At 61.8% G+C, this 18,466-nt stretch carries 14 protein-coding genes and 2 tRNA genes; 8 read left to right on the forward strand and 8 right to left on the reverse strand.

Translation table 11 applies throughout. The features are described from left to right. Nucleotides 1-37: 37 nt before the first annotated feature. Nucleotides 38-1,420, reverse strand: coding sequence for a zinc-dependent metalloprotease (locus ACTHXA_RS00190; RefSeq protein ID WP_441668133.1), 1,383 nt, complete (start codon nucleotides 1,418-1,420; stop codon nucleotides 38-40). A gap of 132 nt (nucleotides 1,421-1,552) precedes the next feature. Between ACTHXA_RS00190 and ACTHXA_RS00195 the strand changes: the two genes are divergently transcribed. The 3 genes from ACTHXA_RS00195 (at nucleotide 1,553) to ACTHXA_RS00205 (ending at nucleotide 6,059) form a co-directional block, all read left to right on the forward strand. Beyond that, nucleotides 1,553-2,686 carry a YlbL family protein gene (locus ACTHXA_RS00195; protein WP_441668135.1) on the forward strand — a complete coding sequence of 378 codons (1,134 nt, stop codon included), beginning with the start codon at nucleotides 1,553-1,555 and terminating at the stop codon, nucleotides 2,684-2,686. Between the two features lie 109 nt (nucleotides 2,687-2,795). Continuing rightward, entirely contained in the window at nucleotides 2,796-5,906 is a 3,111-nt protein-coding gene (locus ACTHXA_RS00200; RefSeq protein ID WP_441668137.1) for a UPF0182 family protein, read from the forward strand. A 79-nt stretch (nucleotides 5,907-5,985) separates the two neighbouring features. Beyond that, nucleotides 5,986-6,059, forward strand: a tRNA-Met gene (locus ACTHXA_RS00205). Between the two features lie 276 nt (nucleotides 6,060-6,335). On the opposite strand, the gene ACTHXA_RS00210 is transcribed toward ACTHXA_RS00205, so the two are convergent. Both ACTHXA_RS00210 and ACTHXA_RS00215 read right to left on the reverse strand, forming a co-directional pair. Then, the gene (locus ACTHXA_RS00210; RefSeq protein WP_441668139.1) at nucleotides 6,336-6,959 is read right to left on the reverse strand and encodes a M23 family metallopeptidase; all 624 of its coding nucleotides are present in this window, start codon (nucleotides 6,957-6,959) and stop codon (nucleotides 6,336-6,338) included. Between the two features lie 25 nt (nucleotides 6,960-6,984). After that, nucleotides 6,985-7,479: a Gmad2 immunoglobulin-like domain-containing protein gene (locus tag ACTHXA_RS00215; RefSeq protein WP_441668141.1), complete on the reverse strand. Its 495-nt coding sequence runs from the start codon at nucleotides 7,477-7,479 to the stop codon at nucleotides 6,985-6,987. 213 nt (nucleotides 7,480-7,692) lie between these two features. Between ACTHXA_RS00215 and ACTHXA_RS00220 the strand changes: the two genes are divergently transcribed. The 4 genes from ACTHXA_RS00220 (at nucleotide 7,693) to ACTHXA_RS00235 (ending at nucleotide 10,895) form a co-directional block, all read left to right on the forward strand. Then, nucleotides 7,693-7,766, forward strand: a tRNA-Met gene (locus ACTHXA_RS00220). A gap of 209 nt (nucleotides 7,767-7,975) precedes the next feature. Further along, entirely contained in the window at nucleotides 7,976-8,653 is a 678-nt protein-coding gene (locus ACTHXA_RS00225; protein WP_441668143.1) for a LysE family translocator, read from the forward strand. A 184-nt stretch (nucleotides 8,654-8,837) separates the two neighbouring features. Next, the gene (locus ACTHXA_RS00230) at nucleotides 8,838-9,431 is read left to right on the forward strand and encodes a Type 1 glutamine amidotransferase-like domain-containing protein (RefSeq protein WP_441668145.1); all 594 of its coding nucleotides are present in this window, start codon (nucleotides 8,838-8,840) and stop codon (nucleotides 9,429-9,431) included. A 183-nt stretch (nucleotides 9,432-9,614) separates the two neighbouring features. Further along, on the forward strand, nucleotides 9,615-10,895 hold the full coding sequence (locus ACTHXA_RS00235) for a hypothetical protein (protein WP_441668147.1): 1,281 nt from the start codon (nucleotides 9,615-9,617) through the stop codon (nucleotides 10,893-10,895). Between the two features lie 87 nt (nucleotides 10,896-10,982). Here ACTHXA_RS00235 and ACTHXA_RS00240 read toward each other — a convergent pair whose 3' ends face one another. Both ACTHXA_RS00240 and ACTHXA_RS00245 read right to left on the reverse strand, forming a co-directional pair. Then, on the reverse strand, nucleotides 10,983-12,572 hold the full coding sequence (locus tag ACTHXA_RS00240; protein WP_441668149.1) for an aspartate:alanine exchanger family transporter: 1,590 nt from the start codon (nucleotides 12,570-12,572) through the stop codon (nucleotides 10,983-10,985). 59 nt (nucleotides 12,573-12,631) lie between these two features. Then, on the reverse strand, nucleotides 12,632-13,276 hold the full coding sequence (locus tag ACTHXA_RS00245) for a response regulator transcription factor (RefSeq protein WP_441668151.1): 645 nt from the start codon (nucleotides 13,274-13,276) through the stop codon (nucleotides 12,632-12,634). 83 nt (nucleotides 13,277-13,359) lie between these two features. Here ACTHXA_RS00245 and ACTHXA_RS00250 point away from each other — a divergent pair, with 83 nt between their 5' ends. Beyond that, nucleotides 13,360-14,742: a histidine kinase gene (locus tag ACTHXA_RS00250; protein WP_441668153.1), complete on the forward strand. Its 1,383-nt coding sequence runs from the start codon at nucleotides 13,360-13,362 to the stop codon at nucleotides 14,740-14,742. An 18-nt stretch (nucleotides 14,743-14,760) separates the two neighbouring features. Here ACTHXA_RS00250 and ACTHXA_RS00255 read toward each other — a convergent pair whose 3' ends face one another. The 3 genes from ACTHXA_RS00255 to ACTHXA_RS00265 form a co-directional block, all read right to left on the reverse strand. Continuing rightward, nucleotides 14,761-16,038: an ATP-binding protein gene (locus tag ACTHXA_RS00255; protein WP_441668155.1), complete on the reverse strand. Its 1,278-nt coding sequence runs from the start codon at nucleotides 16,036-16,038 to the stop codon at nucleotides 14,761-14,763. Nucleotides 16,039-16,133: 95 nt separating this feature from the next. Further along, the gene (locus tag ACTHXA_RS00260) at nucleotides 16,134-17,789 is read right to left on the reverse strand and encodes an MDR family MFS transporter (protein WP_441668158.1); all 1,656 of its coding nucleotides are present in this window, start codon (nucleotides 17,787-17,789) and stop codon (nucleotides 16,134-16,136) included. Next, the gene (locus ACTHXA_RS00265; protein WP_441668160.1) at nucleotides 17,777-18,412 is read right to left on the reverse strand and encodes a TetR family transcriptional regulator; all 636 of its coding nucleotides are present in this window, start codon (nucleotides 18,410-18,412) and stop codon (nucleotides 17,777-17,779) included. The genes ACTHXA_RS00260 and ACTHXA_RS00265 overlap by 13 nt, the downstream gene beginning before the upstream one ends. Nucleotides 18,413-18,466 lie beyond the last annotated feature (54 nt).

The following is an 18,466-nucleotide window of genomic DNA, read 5'->3' on the forward strand; positions in this document are numbered from 1 at the left end:
GGTCGACTGCGCCGAGGCACAGTCGAGTTATCCACAGCTAGGCGTCCTTCTGCGTCTCGCCACCCTCGGGGGCCTCACCGAATGAGTCAGGGTCGCCCAAGAGTCGAGCCAATTCATCGTCGAGCTCATCGGTTTCCTCGGCCTTGTCGCCACCTGAGAGTCGTTCCACGAGTGCGAAGGGATCGTCGATGTCCTCGGCCCCGGGGAGGGCATCGCGGTGGTCCCACAGACTGTCGCGGGTCTCGGCACCGAGCTTCTCGGTCACCAAACTCCACATGCTGGTGGCTTCACGAAGTCGACGCGGACGGAGCTCCAGCCCGACGAGTGAGCCAAATGCGCGCTCGGCGGGGCTTCCGGTAGCGCGACGGCGACGCACCATCTCGGCGATGGCATCCGCATTGGGTAGGCGCGAGGTCGCGTCGCGAGTGACCACATCCACCCAACCGTCGATCAGCGCGAGCATCGTCTCCAACCGCTCCAACGCCACTTCTTGCTCGGGCGTTCGCGGCGGGATGAGCTGGCCGGACTGCAGCACTTGCTTGAGTTCTTCCGGATTTGCGACATCGAGACCACTGACGGCGTCCTCAATACGATCTGCGTCGATGCGGATTTCGCGCGCGAACTCGGTGATCGCGGAGACCAAGTGCAATCGCAGCCACCGTGCGTGGACGAACAGGTGGGCGTGCGCGAGTTCTCGTACGGCGAAGTACATCAGTACTTCCGAAAAGTTGAGCTCCAATCCTTCAGCCCAGGCGGAAAGGTTTTGCGGCAGCAGCGCCGCCTGACCGTTCTGCAGGACCGGCATTCCAATGTCACCGCCGGAGAGGACTTCCTTAGCGAGTTGGCCGAGTACTTGACCAAGCTGCATGGCAAACATGGCCTGACCCATCGACCGCACCATTGGCGTTGAGCGGTCGATCATCTCGCGATACTCTTCCGGAGCCTGTTCGCTGAGCATCTCCACGAGCGCCCGCGAAATACTCTCTGCGACCGGACCGCTGATCTCTGACCAGGTATCGAGGCTCAGGTTGAGCCACTCGTAGCGCGTGATCGCCCGCGGCGGCTCGATGAGCACGTTCGAGCCAACGCTCGTCACTTCACTCAACCAGAGCTGCGCGACGGAGAGTGCCTGGTCGTATTCTTGCGATTCTTGCTTCGTGACTTCCCGGTTGTCGGTGACAGCCTGACGGGCCGCATCTCGTACGAGATTCCAGTTCACCCCGTCACCGGGGTTCATCATGGCCTGCTGCAATTGCATCAGCATTTGCGAGAGTGCTTGTGGGTCTGCGGGCAGACCCGCAACGCCAGCGAGCTGATTCGGGTTGATCATTCCGCCGCCGAGCAACTGCTCGAGCATGCGGCGCAACTCTTCTTCAGGCTGTTGGCCCTCGTTGTCACGGGGCGTATCCTGGTCGCTCATCTGCGGCGCTCCTCTCAGGGGGTTCGTTCTAGAGTAACGAGGTGTCCCGAGCATCTGCCCGAAGCTGGGGCTCGTTCACTGAAAGCGGATTTCAGCTATTCTCAAGCCTGCGCCGAAAGCAAAAATCGATCCATGACACCTACTACTGAGCCCGCCCAGGAGACACCCACGAAACGCACTCGCTGGGGCAAATATCTGCTCGCTGCCGGACTCATCCTGTTGATCGTGTTGGCGTTCGCTCCCGCACCCTACGTGATTCGACTCCCGGGGCCGGCGTATGACGCGCTCGGCACGACACCGATTGAGCAAGAAGACGGCGAAAAGGTCGATGTGGATGTGATCAGTATCGACGGTGCCGAAACTTTCGATGCCGAATCGGGAACCATGGCCGTAATGACCGTGAATATTCAGGGCACCCCCGACTATCAGCCGAGCTGGTTCTCCGTAGCCGCATCCTGGTTCAACCCCGACAAAGACGTGCTGCCGATAGAGATGTACTACCCGGATGGGGTGTCCTCGGAGGAGCGTGGCGCAGAGAACCAGGCCATGATGACGCAGTCGCAGGGGACCGCAATTGCCGCAGCGCTCACGGAACTCGGCTATGAGGTCGACCCCCAGTTGAAGATCCTGGACGTGTTTGAGGAAGGCCCTTCGCAGGGCATCCTGATGCCGGAAGACATCCTCGTGGAAGTGGACGGGCGCCCGATTAGCGACTTTGCCTCGCTGCAGGCGGAACCGCTTCGCGAGGAAGCCACCGAAGTCGTGGTCCTGCGTGACGGTGAAGAGAAGACGCTGACCGTCACCCCGGAACAGGGAGAGGATGACGAGACGCCATTGCTCGGGGTCCTGGTGCAGGAAGGCTTTGAGTTCCCGATGGAAGTTGAGATTGAACTCGGTGAGGTGGGCGGGCCGAGCGCCGGACTCATCTTTGCGCTGTCCATTATGGAAGTACTCGAAGAAGGCGAACTGTCCCACGGCATGAATATTGCCGGTACCGGCACCATGGCTGCCGATGGGGAAGTGGGGCCAATTGGCGGCATTCGCCAAAAGGTCTACGCTGCCGTCGATATCGATGCCGACTACTTCCTGGCCCCGGAGTCGAACTGTGCCGAGGCGCTGTCGGCAGGTGTGGCAGACCAGTTGCCGATCTATGCCGTGTCCAGTCTCGAAGAGTCCCTTGACGTGCTCGAAGCGGAGGGCACAGGTAACACCGAAGAGATCCGCACGTGTGAAGATGCGCTTGAGGCGAACGTCCCACAGGTGTAATTAGCGGCTCGCGAGGCCCCGGGTAGACTTGGCGCAACGCCGCCACCGTGCGACGAGTTTGTTTTAGCGGCGCGGCATATCCAATCCTCAGAATCACGACGGGTCATCAGTGAGCTCTACCGCAGCACCAAGTCCAAGTTCCGCTAAGCCCTCGGGCTCCAGTAGCCGCCGATTCGGCCCACTGGCCATCACCATCGCGATTGTTGTCGCGCTCATCCTGGTCTTCTTCTGGTTCACCGGGTTCTACGCCGACATCCTCTGGTACGACCAGCTCGGCTTCGTGAACGTGCTTTACACGCAGTGGATCTCCACCGCGGTGATGTTCCTGGTCGGGTTCATCGGGATGGCTGTGCCGACCTACCTGGTGCTGTCACTGGCCTACCGAAAGCGACCCGTTTACGCGAAACTCTCGCAGCAGCTCGGCGAGTACCAGCGGGCACTCGAGCCGATCCGCAAAGCGATATTCATCATCATCCCCGCCTTCCTCGGCCTACTCGCTGGCCTGAGCACCGCGGGGACGTGGGAGACCGTGCTGATGTTCATCAACAGCACACCATTCGGCCAGACCGACCCGCTGTTCGGCCACGACATCAGCTTTTACATCTTCCAGTTGCCGTTCTGGCGCGGCGTGGTGTCATTCCTGAGCGCGGTGTTGCTACTCAGCCTGATCCTGACTGTCGCGGTGAGCTATCTCTACGGTGGTATTCGAGTCACCGGACGCGAGGTCGTCATCTCAAAGGCCGCGCGCATCCAGGTTGCGATCCTCGCGGGTCTGTTCGTGCTCAGCCAGGGCGTGAGCTTCTGGTTCGATCGCTATAACGCCCTGACCGAAACGAACGGTCGCTGGACCGGTGCGCTCTACTCCGATGCCCACGCGCGCATCCCCGGTCTGGCAATCTTCGCCGGTGCGGCCGTAATCGTCGCACTGCTGTTCTTCTTCGCCGCCATCGCGGGACGCTGGACGCTGCCCGTGGTGGGTGTCGCGGGTCTGCTCGTGGTCGGTCTCGTGGCCGGTGCACTGTACCCGTGGATCGTGCAGCAGCTGCAGGTTGGCCCGAACGAGCAGTCGCTCGAAACGGAATATATCCAATACAACATAGATGCGACCAGAGATGCCTACGGCGTCTCTGACATCAACGTCCAAGGCTATGCGGGCGTGACCGAGGCGGAGCCCGGCGCGCTTCGTGAAGACGCCGAAACCACCGCCAATATCCGCATCCTCGATCCCGCGCTGGTCGCGCCAACCTACGCGCAGTTCGAGCAGGAGCGTGCGTACTACCAGTTCTCCAACGAACTCGATGTGGACCGCTACCAGATCGGCGATCAGACGCAGGATGCGGTAATGGCGGTTCGTGAGCTGAACGTCGACGGCCTTGGCGCGGATGCGCAATCGTGGGTCAACCGCACGATCGTGTATACGCACGGCTATGGCCTCGTCGCCGGTTATGGAAACCAGCGCGGCCCCGACGGCCAGCCGCTGTTCTTCGCATCCGGTATGCCGCAGCAGGCTGAGGCACTGCCGGAGTTCGAACCACGCGTGTACTTCGGCGAGAACTCACCGGAATACTCGATCGTTGGTGCGCCGGATGAGGCGAACCCGGTGGAGTTCGACCGTATCGGCCCTCCGGATGCGACGAACCCCGAGGAAGTCGAGGCCAGCGAGGCCGGTGAGGAAGCCGCGGACACCTCGGAAGCCTCGCAGACCTACTACACCTTTAGCGGTGATGGCGGTCCTTCGCTTGGAAACCTGTTCAACCGGCTCGTCTACGCGATTCAGTTCCAGTCGGAGCAGATCCTGCTTTCGGATGCGATCAACGATCAGTCGCAGATCCTCTACGACCGCAGTCCTGTCGAGCGCGTCCAGGCGGCAGCGCCGTATCTGACGCTTGACTCGGATGCGTATGCTTCCGTGGTCGACGGACAGCTTGTGTGGATTCTTGACGGCTACACCACGAGTGATGCGTACCCGTACTCAACCCAAACCTCGATTCAGGAGGCTGCGGCTGACTCGAATACGCCTGCCCCGAGCGTCCCCACTGCGCCGGTGAACTACATCCGGAACTCGGTGAAAGCCACGGTTAACGCGTACGACGGTAGCGTGACGCTCTATGCGTGGGACACGGAAGACCCCATCCTGCAGACCTGGCAGAAGATCTTCCCGAACAACCTGCAGCCGATCGACGACATGTCGGGTGACCTCCTCAGCCACGTGCGGTACCCGGAAGACATGTTCAAGGTGCAGCGTGAGATCCTCTCGACCTACCACGTCACCGATGCGGCGGAGTACTACAACCAGACCAACGCGTGGCAGCTGCCGCTTGACCCGACTTCCTCTTCGGAGTCGCAAGAGCTGCAGCCTCCCTACTACTTGACCATGCAGATGCCGGGCCAGGAACCCGCTTTCTCGCTGTACTCCACCTTCATCCCGATGGTGTCGGGGGAGGCGAGTACCCGAAATGTGCTGACCGGATACTTATCGGCGAATGCCAATGCCGGTAACCAAGATGGGCAAGTTGCCGAAGACTACGGAACCCTGACGCTCTTGGAGATCGAGAACGACTCGGTGAACGGTCCCGGTCAGGTACAGAACATCTTCAACTCGAACGAGACGGTCGCGAACCAGCTGAACCTGCTTGAACGAGGTGGGCAGACGGAAGTGCTGCGAGGTAATCTGCTGACACTTCCTGTGGGTGAGGGCTTCCTCTACGTCCAGCCGGTCTACGTGCAGTCCACGGGTGAAACCAGCTATCCGCTGCTGCGTCGTGTGTTGGTCGCATTCGGTGACCAGATCGCCTTCGAGGACACCCTCGACGCGGCTCTCGATGAGCTCTTCCTCGGTGATTCGGGTGCGAGCGCCGGTGATGAGAACATCGACAACGTTGAGCAAGACCCGAATATCGAGGTGCCGGATGCGGGCGACGCACCGGAGGACGTACCGACCGAGGGCGTTGATGCGACCGAGACTCCCGCACCAACCGAGGCACCGGCAGAGACTCCGGCGGAAACGCCAGCAGAGACTCCGGCACCACCGGCCGATGGTAGCGGTGACGACGCCTACGCGGATCTCGTCCAGGCGCTCGAGGATGCGTCCCAGGCCCTTGACGACCGCACCGAGGCATACGCGAATAACGACCTGGTCGCTGCGGCCGAGGCGGATGCGCGGATGACGGAGGCGCTCGAACGCGCTGCTGAAGCGGAAGCTCGGATGAATAACCCGTAGTGATGCTGGCCCCGCGGCAACGTGATTCTGACATTGACTAGACATTGAGGTAAACGTCCGGTAATGTTGACTCTTGTGCCGCGGGGTGGAGCAGTTCGGTAGCTCGCCGGGCTCATAACCCGGAGGTCGTCAGTTCAAATCTGGCCCCCGCAACGAGAAAGGCCCTCTGACCAGTGAAAACTTGGTCAGAGGGCCTTTAGCTTTCCGCCGCGCGGGTTCCTGGGTTCCTGGGTCGCGACGGCGGCGCAGCGGCGTGCAGTTGGCGTTGGCGTTGGCGCGCAGCCGTCATCCGTGGCTTCGCGCAGTTGTCATTGCACCTAGCGCTCATCATGGTTGAAGTACGAACCATGATGAGCGCTAGGTGCAATGCTTGCGTGCGCCCCGTGACGACACACGACGAGAAGCCCGGCGAAGTGCCATCCGCGGCGCTTAGCGATCCGAATGGATGACCTCGCCGTTGCGAGGCAGACGCCCCGCAAGCGTGATCGGCACGCTCTCGGCTCGCTCGACATCGAAAGAAGTCATTGCTTGCAAGTGCACGTGCGGTTCCGTGCTGCTACCCGAGTTGCCGCACTGCGCAATGACTTCACCCTGAGTGACTTCGTCGCCGATCGCCACGCGAATACTGTGTCGCCGTAGATGGCAGACTATGACTACGACGCCGTCGCAATGGATCGCAATATGATTGCCGGCGACGCCGCGCCAGCCTCCCTCGCGAAGTCGGCGTCGCTGCGTCAGCGCATAGTAGATCGATGGAAGGCCGCGGAACACATCGTGGTCGCGCTCTTCATCATGTGCGGCGATAATTCTCCCGCTCGCCGGTGCCGTGACGTGTATCCCAAAGCCGGGGAATCTTTCGGGTGATTCGGCGCGGATGAGGGAACCGGCACGGATGCGCGCGGTGCGGCCGAGCGCATCGGTGGGAACGAGGTCGATGGAGTGGGCGAGGGCGAAGCGGTGGGTGCCGTGGCTGGGGATGCGGTTAGCCGGCGAATTCTGAATGAGACAGAACCCGTGGAATGGGTACTGCAGATCGATTGTCCTTCGCGTCATGCAGCAACCATTCCACGATTCCTGTTTAGAGCGCTCGGGGTACGCGCACGATGTCGCCGGGACGGATGAGGTTCGGATTCGGGATCGTGTGGCGGTTCGCGGTCGCAAGCCGCGGGTAGAGGTTGCCATTGCCGTAGTGCTGCTGCGCGATTCCCCAGAGGGTCTCGCCTGCGCGCACTTCGTGTTCGAGATAGCTGGTGTAACCGGGAACGAGCATATGGCCCAGTACGATCGGGATGAACACGTGGTCGAGTTCTGCGCCATCGCGAGGCGACACATGGAACACCTCGATGAAGGCTACGGCCTGTGTGAATGAGGCGCCAGCAACATCAACGGTGACTTGGAACTGTCCGTGGCCGCCGATGCCGTCGCCAGACATAAAGTGGCCGGACACTTCATCGTGGCCTTCGGATACTCGGTAGTTGAAGTTGGCTTCAAATGCGCCGCCCGCAGTGCCGGCGATTTGGATGGTCGTGCCAACGAGGTCATAGGGTTGTGGTTGTTGAACGTCAATACTCATGGCCATTCCTCCTGAGCGATGCCTTCTTTCAAGTCTGGCACCGCGGTGACTCAGAAAATTGCCTCGGGGCGCAATCGTGTCCTGGTTCGGAAATTGCACACGCACGGCAATGTTCGCGACCCCACGCGTTTTGTGAACCCAAGAGTCTCGCTACGCCGCGAGTGGTGAAACTTGCACATCCCTCAATCGATGGGCTAGGCTAGACCTTCGTGCCGCGGGGTGGAGCAGTTCGGTAGCTCGCCGGGCTCATAACCCGGAGGTCGTCAGTTCAAATCTGGCCCCCGCAACGAGATAGGCCCTCTGACCAGTGAAAACCTGGTCAGAGGGCCTTTAGTTTTCAGCGCATTGGTGGCAGGCGCGCCGTCGTCATTGCACCTAGCGCTCATCATGGTTCGTACTTCAACCATGATGAGCGCTAGGTGCAATGCTTACGTGATACACCCACAGTGATTCGAGATCGTCCGTGTCCTCTGGCAGCCGCAGCTATGCTTTTTCGATGACGATTCTGGATGCGGTGCTCGCCTTCGCCGTGCTCGCGGGCTTTCTGACACTGGTTCCGGGGCTCGACACCACCCTCGTGCTGCGTTCCTCACTCACACGATCGAAAGCGTACGCCTGGGCAACAGCCACGGGTGTCGCAACCGGTGCCATGGTCTGGGGAGTGGCGGCTGCGGTGGGAATCTCGGCACTGCTCACGGCATCCGAACTTGCCTATCGCATCCTCACGACCGCAGGTGCGCTCTACATGCTGTGGCTCGGCGCATCCATGATCTGGAAAACGTTCCGCAAGAAACCGCAAAGTCACACGGGCGCGAATCAGGTGCCGGTAAAGCAAGCTTCCTCGCCGTGGCAGGGTTGGCTCATTGGCGCGGGCACGAACCTGCTGAACCCGAAGGTTGGCGTGTTCTATATCGCCACGATTCCACAGTTTCTTCCTTCAGGTGCCTCGCCGCTACTCATGGGAGTTCTGCTCGCCGGGGTGCACTGTCTGCTGACCATGGTCTGGTTCGCCTTGATCATCATTGGCGGCTCGTATGCCCGACGCTGGCTCGCCAACGCGCGAGCACTCGCGCTGATCGATCGCATCACCGGCCTGGTGCTGATCGGATTCGGCGGAAAACTGCTGGTCGATTCCTTCATCACGGATGCGGCCATGCCGCGTGCGGCTGTGTGAGGTAGCTGCGGATTTCATCGCGGGGCAGTCAATCGCGTCAGCGTCCTGAAATCCTGAGCGGCCTATGCTCGAAGGCGAGCACAGGACTTCGGGGGAAGCGCATGGACTACGACGTACTCATGATCGAAGATGAGGTCGAGCTCGCGGCGAGCACCACCGAATATCTCTCAGCTAGCCTTTCGGCATGGAATTACTACTCACGTCCTTCGGCCACGAACTCATCGGGGATTTTGTCTCCGGGCGAGTCGCCTACGTCTCGGATGCCACTCGCACCTTTGAGGATCAGTCCTTCGTTCACGTCGAGCGCGAGATGCTCCGTGAGCACGGGCTCGAACTCGTCGAATTGCCGCTGGCGACCACCCCGCAGGCCGAAGTAGAACGCATCCTGAATTCAGTGGACGGCGTCTACGTAGCCGGGGGAGAGACCTTCGATTTACTGCACGTGCTCCGGTCCACCGGCACGGATGCAATCCTCACCCGGCACGTGCGGGCGGGGCTGCGATATATCGGTACGAGTGCGGGCGCTGTGATTGCGGGGCCGAGCATTGCACCGGTGAGCCTCTTGGATTCGCCGGCGCTTGCGCCGGAACTGACCGATTACAGCGGGCTGGGGTTCACCGAGTACGTCGTGATTCCACATGCAAGCGGTTCGGTACCGGTGTTTCCCATCGAAGTGTTTGCCGAAACGGTGCGGCAATACGGCGCGGAACATCGACTGGTGTTACTGCGTGATGGCGAAGCGTTGCTCATCGACGACTCCGGGACGCGCCTCGTGTGAGCCGAGATAAGCGCGACTAAGACCGCGCGCCAACAAGCGCGACAAAGACCCGGTTCGGTGTGTGGAGCCGGGTTTCCTTTTCCATTTGGCCAAGTAATGATAATCGCTATCAATAGAGTACTGTGTCTGGTGCAAGATATTTACCGAGTTGGAGAGGACTGCTCGAAGTCGAGCAATCAGCACATGACAAAGAAGATCACCCGCACCGCGTTCGCCGCGGTCGCGCTCACCTCCCTATTGGCACTCACTGCCTGCGCGTCGGCGGGAACCCCCGCGCCGACAACTTCGGGCACGGCCACGACCGCGCATGAGCACGACCACGAGCATGAAGAAGGCAGCGGAGAAGTAACCGAGGCCGCCGGTCCCACCCCGCGCGCGGTAGTCACCTATGACGGGGGCCTGCTCGTGATCGACTCGCAGAGCCTGGAAGTGGTCGCCGATTTCGAAATGGATGGCTTCAATCGAGTCAATGCCGCGGGTGACGGACGCCACGTCCTCGTCTCTACCGCGGGTGGCTGGGCCCTCCTGGACACGGGCACCTGGACGGAGCCGCACGGCGATCACACGCACTCCTACACCGCCGACCCGGTCCTTCACGAAGTGGTTGTGGAGGCAGATACGCCCGCCCACGTCGTGGTCCACGACGGCCTGACCACGCTCTTCGACGACGGCACCGGTCAGGTCACGGTGATCCCGACCGAAGACTGGACCACCATCGGTGAAACCGGCGAAGTCACACCTACGCGTACCTACACCACCGACGCCCCGCACCACGGCGTCGCGGTGGCTTCCCAAGACGGCACCCTCTTCGTCACCGAAGGGGATGAAGATAACCGCGACGGCGCATCCCTGCTCGACGAGAATGACGAGAAAATCGTGACCAACGACCAGTGCCCGGGCGTGCACGGTGAAACGGTCGTGGAAGACAACATCTTGGTGGGCTGCGAGGACGGCGTGCTCCTCCTGCACGGTGACCACTTCCACAAGATCGACGCGGGCCCAGACTTTGCGCGCATCGGCAACGCACACTCGGTCGAGGACTCCGCCATCGTGCTCGGTGACTACAAGACCGACCCGGATGCCGGTAACGGTCTCACCGAAATCTCGCTGATCGACACCGAGGCCGAAGAAATCTCCGTTGTCGAAGTGGGCTCCACCTACACCTGGCGCGGTATCGATCGCGGCATCGACGGCTCCTCACTCGTGCTTGGAGAAGACGGAAGCCTGCGCGTGATCGACTCGGAGACGGGTGAAATTACCTCGACCATCGAGGTGACGGATGCGTGGACCGCCCCGGTTGAGTGGCAAGAGGCCCACCCTGCGATCGCGCAGGAGCGTGGCTACGTGTACATCACCGATCCGCAGAACAATGCCATCCACAAGGTCGACTACGTGTCCGGCGAAGTGACCCAGTCGGCGGAATTGCCCCACGCCTCGAATGAGCTCGTGGTGGTTACCGGATAGCTAGCTCGCGGTTCGACACCGCAGCCAGCAACGGCCCTTATCTCAGGTGCAACTATGCCCTTGGATGCGGGCCGTTCGGTCGCGCTACTACAGCACCGCGACCGCTTGCACGAGGACAATCTTCACAATGATGCCGATGGCAAAGAGCGCGGCGTAGCCCGAACTCGCGCGGGCATCGTCCACGAGTGAATTCACGTGACTCAGGATTGCGGGCTGGCCCACGAAGCCAGCGATGGCACCGGCGGCTCGAGCCGAAGACATCCCGGTAACCCGACTCCACCACCACAGCAACAGCAGTATTCCTGCGAGCATCACCGCCGCAGTCAGTGCGATTGTCAACCCCGTCAACGTAAACGCCGTATCCGCAAAGGCCTGTCCGCTCGCAAGCCCGACTGCCGCCAGGAAGATCACCAGCCCGAGCTGTCGAATCGTGAGGTTCGCTCCCATCGGGATGCTCCAGACAATCGGCCCGGTGCGTTCCATCCGCCCCAGTATGAGCCCGACAATGAGGGGACCGGCAGCGCTGCCGAGCGCAATACTCAGCCCGCCTCCGAACGGGAGCGAGATCAGTCCGACCGCGACACCGAGGGCGATGCCGAGACCCATCGAGAAAAAGTCGATCTCGGTGATTCGCTTTTCGGAGTCACCGAAGAACTCCGAGACTTCACCGAGCCGCTTGCGCGGGGCTACGACCAGCACCCGGTCGCCGAGTTGCAGGGTCATTTCTGCGGTCGGCAGCAGGTCGTGGTCTCCGCGGCGCACGCGGGTAATGAGCCCGTCGAAACGCAGTGGGATGAGCAGTTCAGCCACCGTGCGCCCGACAAGATCCGGGTCGGAGACAATAAACCGTCGGTAGTCCACGACCGAGCGATCGTGGACGAGGTTGTCTTGGACGCGACTACCGAGCGCCTCCTGGGCGCGTTTGACCGCATCCGGCACCCCGACCACGACAACCCGATCGCCCCGATGGAGCAACTCGGTCGGCGTGGCTACCGATACCCCGCCATCTCGCTGCAGATACGACACGCGCACCTCTCCGGTGTCGCTGCCCGGGATCTCGGCAATGCCCGGAATCTCATTGACCCGCATGGGATGCTCCACCGCGACAGTGCAGGCTTCGAGGCCTTCGAGATTGGTGCGGTTGGGGTCGCGCTTGCCGGGCAGGGGACGTCGAGCCACGATCGTCACGATAATCATGGTGATAATGACGCCCACAGGGTAGGCGATCGAATAGCCGACCGCGGGTTCTACGCTGCCGCCAGCTGCCGTGGTTGCCGCCGCGAGCGCGGGGGTTGAGGTGAGGGCGCCGGCCATCATGCCGGCGGTGAGTTCGCTGCCAATATCCAGGATGTGGTTCGCGGCGATCGCGATTGCGGCAAAGACGACCAGCAGCGCGACTGCCCCGAGAATGAGCGGTGCTTGACGACGGAGGTCTTGGAAGAAGGTAGCACCAGAGGCGAGCCCCACGGTGTAGACGAACAGCGCCAGGCCGATGGACTGGACGATCTCGAGCCCGGTACCGAGATCGGGGTCCAGCGCACCGATTGCCAGCCCAACAAAGAGTGCTCCTGCGGCGCCGAACTTCAATGGGCCAAATGGAATCGCGCCGAGTAACGTACCGAGCGCAGCGGTAAGAAACAGCGTGAGAAGCGGGGAAGCCAACAGGAGTTCGACCACAATTCAACGGTACTCGTTATTTGCGCGCCTCAGGCCACCACACCACCGCTTGCAGGCTGTCACCGCCGCAGGTACATGAGGACCGCTTGGACTCGCCGGGAACTCACCGTGGTGTCGCTCAAGCTGAGTTTCGCGAACATCCCGTTGATGTGCTTTGCGACCGCCTTCTCCGTAACGAAAAGCCGCTCAGCAATCTCGGAATTCGCCGCGCCCATGGCCATATAGCCGAGCACTTCGTATTCGCGATCGGTGAGCTCGGCCAGCACCCCGGTGGCGGGTCGGCGCTGCTCGAGCCTGGCAATGACTTCGGGATCCACCGCGGTGTCACCGGCCTCCACGGCCCGCAAGACGCCAATGAATCGTCGGTCATCGAAGACCCGGTCTTTCAAGAGGTACCCGACCGCACCGTGGCCGTCTGCGAGGAGTTCATTGAAGTAGAGCTGTTCCACGTACTGCGAGAGCACCACGACAGGGAACCCCGGTGAGCGGCGCCGCAGTTCGACGCCGGCACGGATACCCTCATCGGTTTCGGTCGGCGGCATCCGAATATCGAGCAGCGCGATCGACGCGCCCGAGGCGAGTACCGCATCCTCGAGCCCAATTGCGGTGTCGGCGGTGCCCACGATCTCGATACCGTGGGCGCGGATGAGTTGCTCGATCCCCTTGCGAACCAGCAGCTGGTCTTCGGCGATGAATACACGCATCGGCACTACCCTCGAAACTATCGGTGCGAACAGTGGTGCTGGCACCATCGAGCCACGAGCTGCGCCGCGACATTCTTGGAGCCATGAACACTGTGATTGCCGACACATCGTATCCCGACACCTCGTCGGCCACCGCGCGCAAGAGCGCGCTACCGAAAGCACCTCGAGCCTGGTGGCGGACACTGCGCTTCGCGGGGCAGGCGCTCCTGGACCTAGTCGGGTTGCTCTGGACGCTCCTCGCCTTCACCCTGGTGCTGGTGGTCGTGGGACTGTGGCTCGTGCCCAGTGCGCTCGCGTTTGCGCGCAACAACGCCGAGCGCTCGCGGCGGCTCGCGAGGCGGTTTGCAGGGAAGGATGTACAGGCGAACTACCTGCCGATCGCGGGTGAAGCAGGATTCGCGGGGTATCGACACTCCCTGCAGCGGCTGCGTGACCCGGCGGTGCAACGGGACCTGCTGTGGCAGCTCGCCAATCCCGTCGTCGGGCTGGTGCTTGGCGTCTTGCCCTTTGGCCTCGTGCTCGATGGGCTCTGGCAACTCGCGGCGATTCCCTTCGAACTCGCGTTTCCGCAGTTTCGTCCGGGGACCTGGTTTATTCTCTTCGAACTGTTCACGGAAAACCTCGGGCTGATCGTCCTCGCTTCGGGCCTCGCCTCGCTCGCGCAGATGGCACTCGGCTGGGTGATCGCCCGGCCCACGCTACGCGCGCTCGGCGTTTGGACCCGTGCGGTGCTGCACGTGGAAAACACCGCGGCGCTGCGGCGTCGAGTGAGTCAGCTTGAGGCCACCCGCGCAGATGCGCTCGATCTCGAACAGGCCGAGCTGCGCCGGATCGAGCGCGATTTGCACGATGGTGCGCAAATGCGCCTGGTCGCCACAGGCCTCACAATTGGGGAAGCGACGCGGCTGGTTCGAGACGATCCGGATGCGGCGATCGAGTTGCTGACGCAGGCGAAAGATGAATCTGCCGCGGCCCTGCGTGACCTGCGAAACCTTGTGCGCGGCATTCGCCCACCGGTCCTGGCCGACCGCGGCTTGGTGGCGGCGGTGCGGGCGCTCGCCGCTGATTCGGCGGTGCTCACGGAAGTTACTTCCGCACTGGGGCAGCCGCTCGCCGCACCGCTCGAATCGGCGCTCTACTTTGCGGTGTCCGAACTCCTCACCAATGCCGTAAAACACGCCGAAGCGTCACACATCCGGGTTGATTTCACCGAAACGAGCGAAAGCGTCACCGTCTTCGTGATCGACGACGGTAAGGGTGGGGTGGGAGCTCTGGCCGAATCACGCGGATCCGACAGCGCGGGAGGTCTCGCGGGTATCCGTAAGCGACTCGATACCTTTGACGCCACCCTCGCTATAACCAGCCCCTCCGGCGGGCCAACCGTGATGACGATTCAGTCCCCGCGCATCCTTGCTGGCGGTGGTGACAAGAATGGCGACGCGAGTGCGGACTCGCGTGCGCAATAGCGCCGCACTCGCGCCAACCTAAAGCCGCGCGATCTCCTCGATGTCTTCCTTGAACTCCGCATTGACCTCGGGCGACACAGTCGTGCGCGTCTGCGCCGTCGCGGCGAGAAAGTCCTCCAAAGTGGGGCCGCCGGAAGTGTCACCCGTGGCTACCGCGCGCTCCAGAGCCGATTGCGAGGCGCTGCGAGAGGCGAACTCAATATCGGCAGGGGAGAAGCCGTCGCTCGCTTCTACGAGCGAATCAAAATCGAGTGCAGCTGCCGACTTGGCCGGCACGAAACCCTGCCAAATGGCGCGCCTGGCATCCGCATCCGGCAGCCCGATCGGAAGCACATAATCGAACCGACCGTGGCGCAAAAATGCGGGGTCCAGCGCACGAATAAAGTTGGTGGCACAAATAAGCAGACGACCGGGCTTCTCTCGAAACGCGGGGATGAGCTTGAGCAGTTCATTCGTCACGCCCTGCATCGGCGAGGGCGGCTCACCGCCCCGACGCACCGCGATTTCTTCAACCTCGTCGATGAACACCACGGCATGGTCGAGCCCCTCAATCTTCTCGAAGGTTTCACGAAGCTCGCCCGCGAGGCCCTTCGGGGACGCCGCGAGCCGAGACGGAAATACCTCAACGAATGGCCATTCGAGCCGCGAGGCAATGCCCTTCGCGAAGGTGGTCTTACCGGTTCCCGGCGGACCAAACAGCACGATCGCTCGCGGCGGTACGACCCCAAAGTCCTGCGCGAGATCTGGGTCCGCGAGGGGCAGCACGAGGCGACGCTCGAGCACCTGCTTCTCTTGCTGCATCCCGCCGATATTGTCCCAGCGATCGCGCGCGAGCATCCGGCCGCCAAGGTCGCGCAGGAGATTGAGCTCTTCTTGGCGCACCGGCACATGGCGCTCGAAATAGCGCAGGTGACGCTTATCGGCGAAGCCCGCTCTGGTGAGTGACTGGACGTGCTCTTCGCCGTCCGGGACCAGAATTGAGACTCGCTGGATGCCGAGACTCGCGAGCCGCTGTTCGGTCGCGGCAAGCATGGCTCGGCTAATGCCGCGGCGCTGCCAGGCCTCGGCGACCGCGAAGAACACGATCCAGCCCTGGTCGTGCGCCGCGCGTGCCACGGTCACGCCCACGACTTCGTCTCCGACCACCGCGACCACGGCGGTGTCGACCCGGGTCGAGGCGAGCACCTCGCTCAAGGAGTAGACCGGTTCGGTACCGCCAGCGCGGTATTCTTCCCAGAGCTTGAGAAATCCGTCGATATCGGATGGTTGCAGGTCGCGGATGCGCCAGGTTGTCACGGGATGGCCTCGTACTTCGTCGTAGTCCGGAGAGATCTACTCGCTAGGGTACGACGAAATACGCGGCGGGATGAGCTCGAAGCCCCGAACAGTGGTTAGCGCCGGTCGTGGGGCAGTGCACCGTCATCGCCACGGCCTTCCACCTCGTATGCTTCCTGGATCCGGATTGCTCCGGTGGTCACCGGTAGTTGCCCATCGGTGAGCGAATCGGTCACCACATCGTCGCGCTCAATCTTGGTCGCAAGCGGCACGACCTTCACGAACAGAACCATGATCAGGCTCACCAAGATGAGCGGCACCATGAACAGGAAGATCGGCATGAGCGCCTCGTTATAGCCGGTCACCACAGTCAACTGCACGTCCGCCGGCATGGACTGCACCACCTCAGGAGTGAGTGAGTTCACGCCATCGGCCGGGGCGGCATCCGCCGGTAGGTTCTGCGAGAGTATCGAGCTCAATCGGCTGACGAACAGTGAACCGACGATCGCCGAACCGAGCGTGCCACCAACCTGTCGGAAATAGTTGTTCGCTGCGGTCGCGGTGCCGACCACCCGGTTGGGGAAGGTGTTCTGGACAATCAGGGTGAGTACCTGCTGCGAGAATCCGAGCCCGACGCCGATCAATGCCAGGAGCACACACACGAACCAGGTGGGGGTTTCGTGCGTGACGAACGACAGCGTGGCAACACCCACCGCGAGCACCACCATCCCGATGATTGGCCAAATCTTGTACCGCCCGGTTCGAGACATGAGCACACCGGTAAACGTGGACACAATGAGCATGCTCGCCATCATTGGGATCATAAGGAATCCCGCATCCTGGGGGCTCGCGCCAACGGACATCTGGAAATAGGTCGGGATGTACCCGATCGTGCCGAACATCGGCACGGCGATGAATAGACCAGCGATGGTCGGCAAGGTGAAGTTGCGGTACTTGAACATCGACATTGGAATGATCGGCGACTCGGCCTTGATCTCCGCGAACACAAAGAGCGCGGCGAACACAAAGAAGCCGATGGCCAACCCAATAATCTGTGGTGAGAGCCACGGATAGGTTGCGCCACCCCAGCTGGCGACCAGGATGAGACAGCTCGTGGCAGCAGCCATTAGCGTCATCCCCAGGTAGTCGAGCTTGGGACGTTCCTTATTCGTGTGCTTCGGGAGGTGAAGGAGGACGACCGTCGCAATCAGCGCAATGAGACCGAGCGGCACATTCATCCAGAAGGCCCACCGCCAACCCGGACCCTCGGTCAGCCAGCCACCGAGCAGCGGCCCGGCAACCGAGGAGAACGCGAACACGCCGCCCATGATGCCCATGTACTTCCCGCGCTCGCGGGCGGGGACGACATCGGCGATCGCGGCTTGCGAGAGGATCATGAGCCCGCCACCGCCGGCGCCCTGGATGAGGCGCGCCAGGATGAGCAGTTCCATATTGACGGCGAGGCCACCGATTACGGAGCCGATCAAGAAAATGCTGATCGCGCCAATCAGGATCGGTTTGCGCCCGAAGAGGTCGCTGATATTGCCGTAAATCGGCATCATGATGGTCGCGGTGAGGAGATACGCCGTCGTCACCCACATCATGTGTTCGACGCCGTGAAGCTCGCCGACGATCGTGGGCAGTGCACTTGAGAGCACCATCTGGCTTAGGGACGCCAAGAGCATGATGACCATCAGCGTGATGAATAGGGGAACGATGCTGCGCGGCGACTTCGGGGACGCTGGCGCTAGCGGGGTGTTTAGCTCAGCCATGTTGAAGTCTGAATTACCTCTCGAAACGTGGTGATGGCCGACGAAATCGAATCTGTTCCGGTTTCGGAAAGCGTCGTCGGGTTCTTAGAAAATGCGAAGCGGATGATGGTGGTGGCATAGAGCGTGAGCGCTTGGGCCGCGTCTTCAGTGCTCTGGTTGAACTGTGTTTGTGAATCCTCGGCGATACGCTCGAGTTCTGCACGCACGACCGGTTCCACAACTTGTTCGACGGCAGCGGCAAGGTGCTTCATTCGGGAGCTCAGCTCCGGCACCTTCTTGATAAGTTCTCGCCGACGCGGTCGATTCTGATCGTAGGGGTAGCTCGCGCGCATGACCGCCATGGTGAGGGTCACGGTGCGATGGATGAGGTCTTCCTCGCTCGCGTAGAACGCTGCGAGATCCGCATCGGGGAGTGTCGGGTCCTGCGCGCCGAGAATGGCGTCTTCTTTACTGGGGAAGTAGTTGAAGAAGGTTCGCTTCGAGACCCCAGCCTGGGCAGCAATCTTATCGACGGTGGTGGCTGTCCAGCCGTGTTCGAGCGCGAGCTCGGCTGCGGCGTTATGGATCGCCGTCCACGTATCCACGCGATTGCGCTCGCGAAGGCTCATGTCTGAAGTATGCACTGATGAATTCTATGCACTAATGCAAGAATGCACAAGTGCAAGGTTGCATGAGTG

It is taken from the genome of Gulosibacter sp. (assembly GCF_052090685.1).
In the GTDB taxonomy this organism is placed as follows: domain Bacteria; phylum Actinomycetota; class Actinomycetes; order Actinomycetales; family Microbacteriaceae; genus Gulosibacter.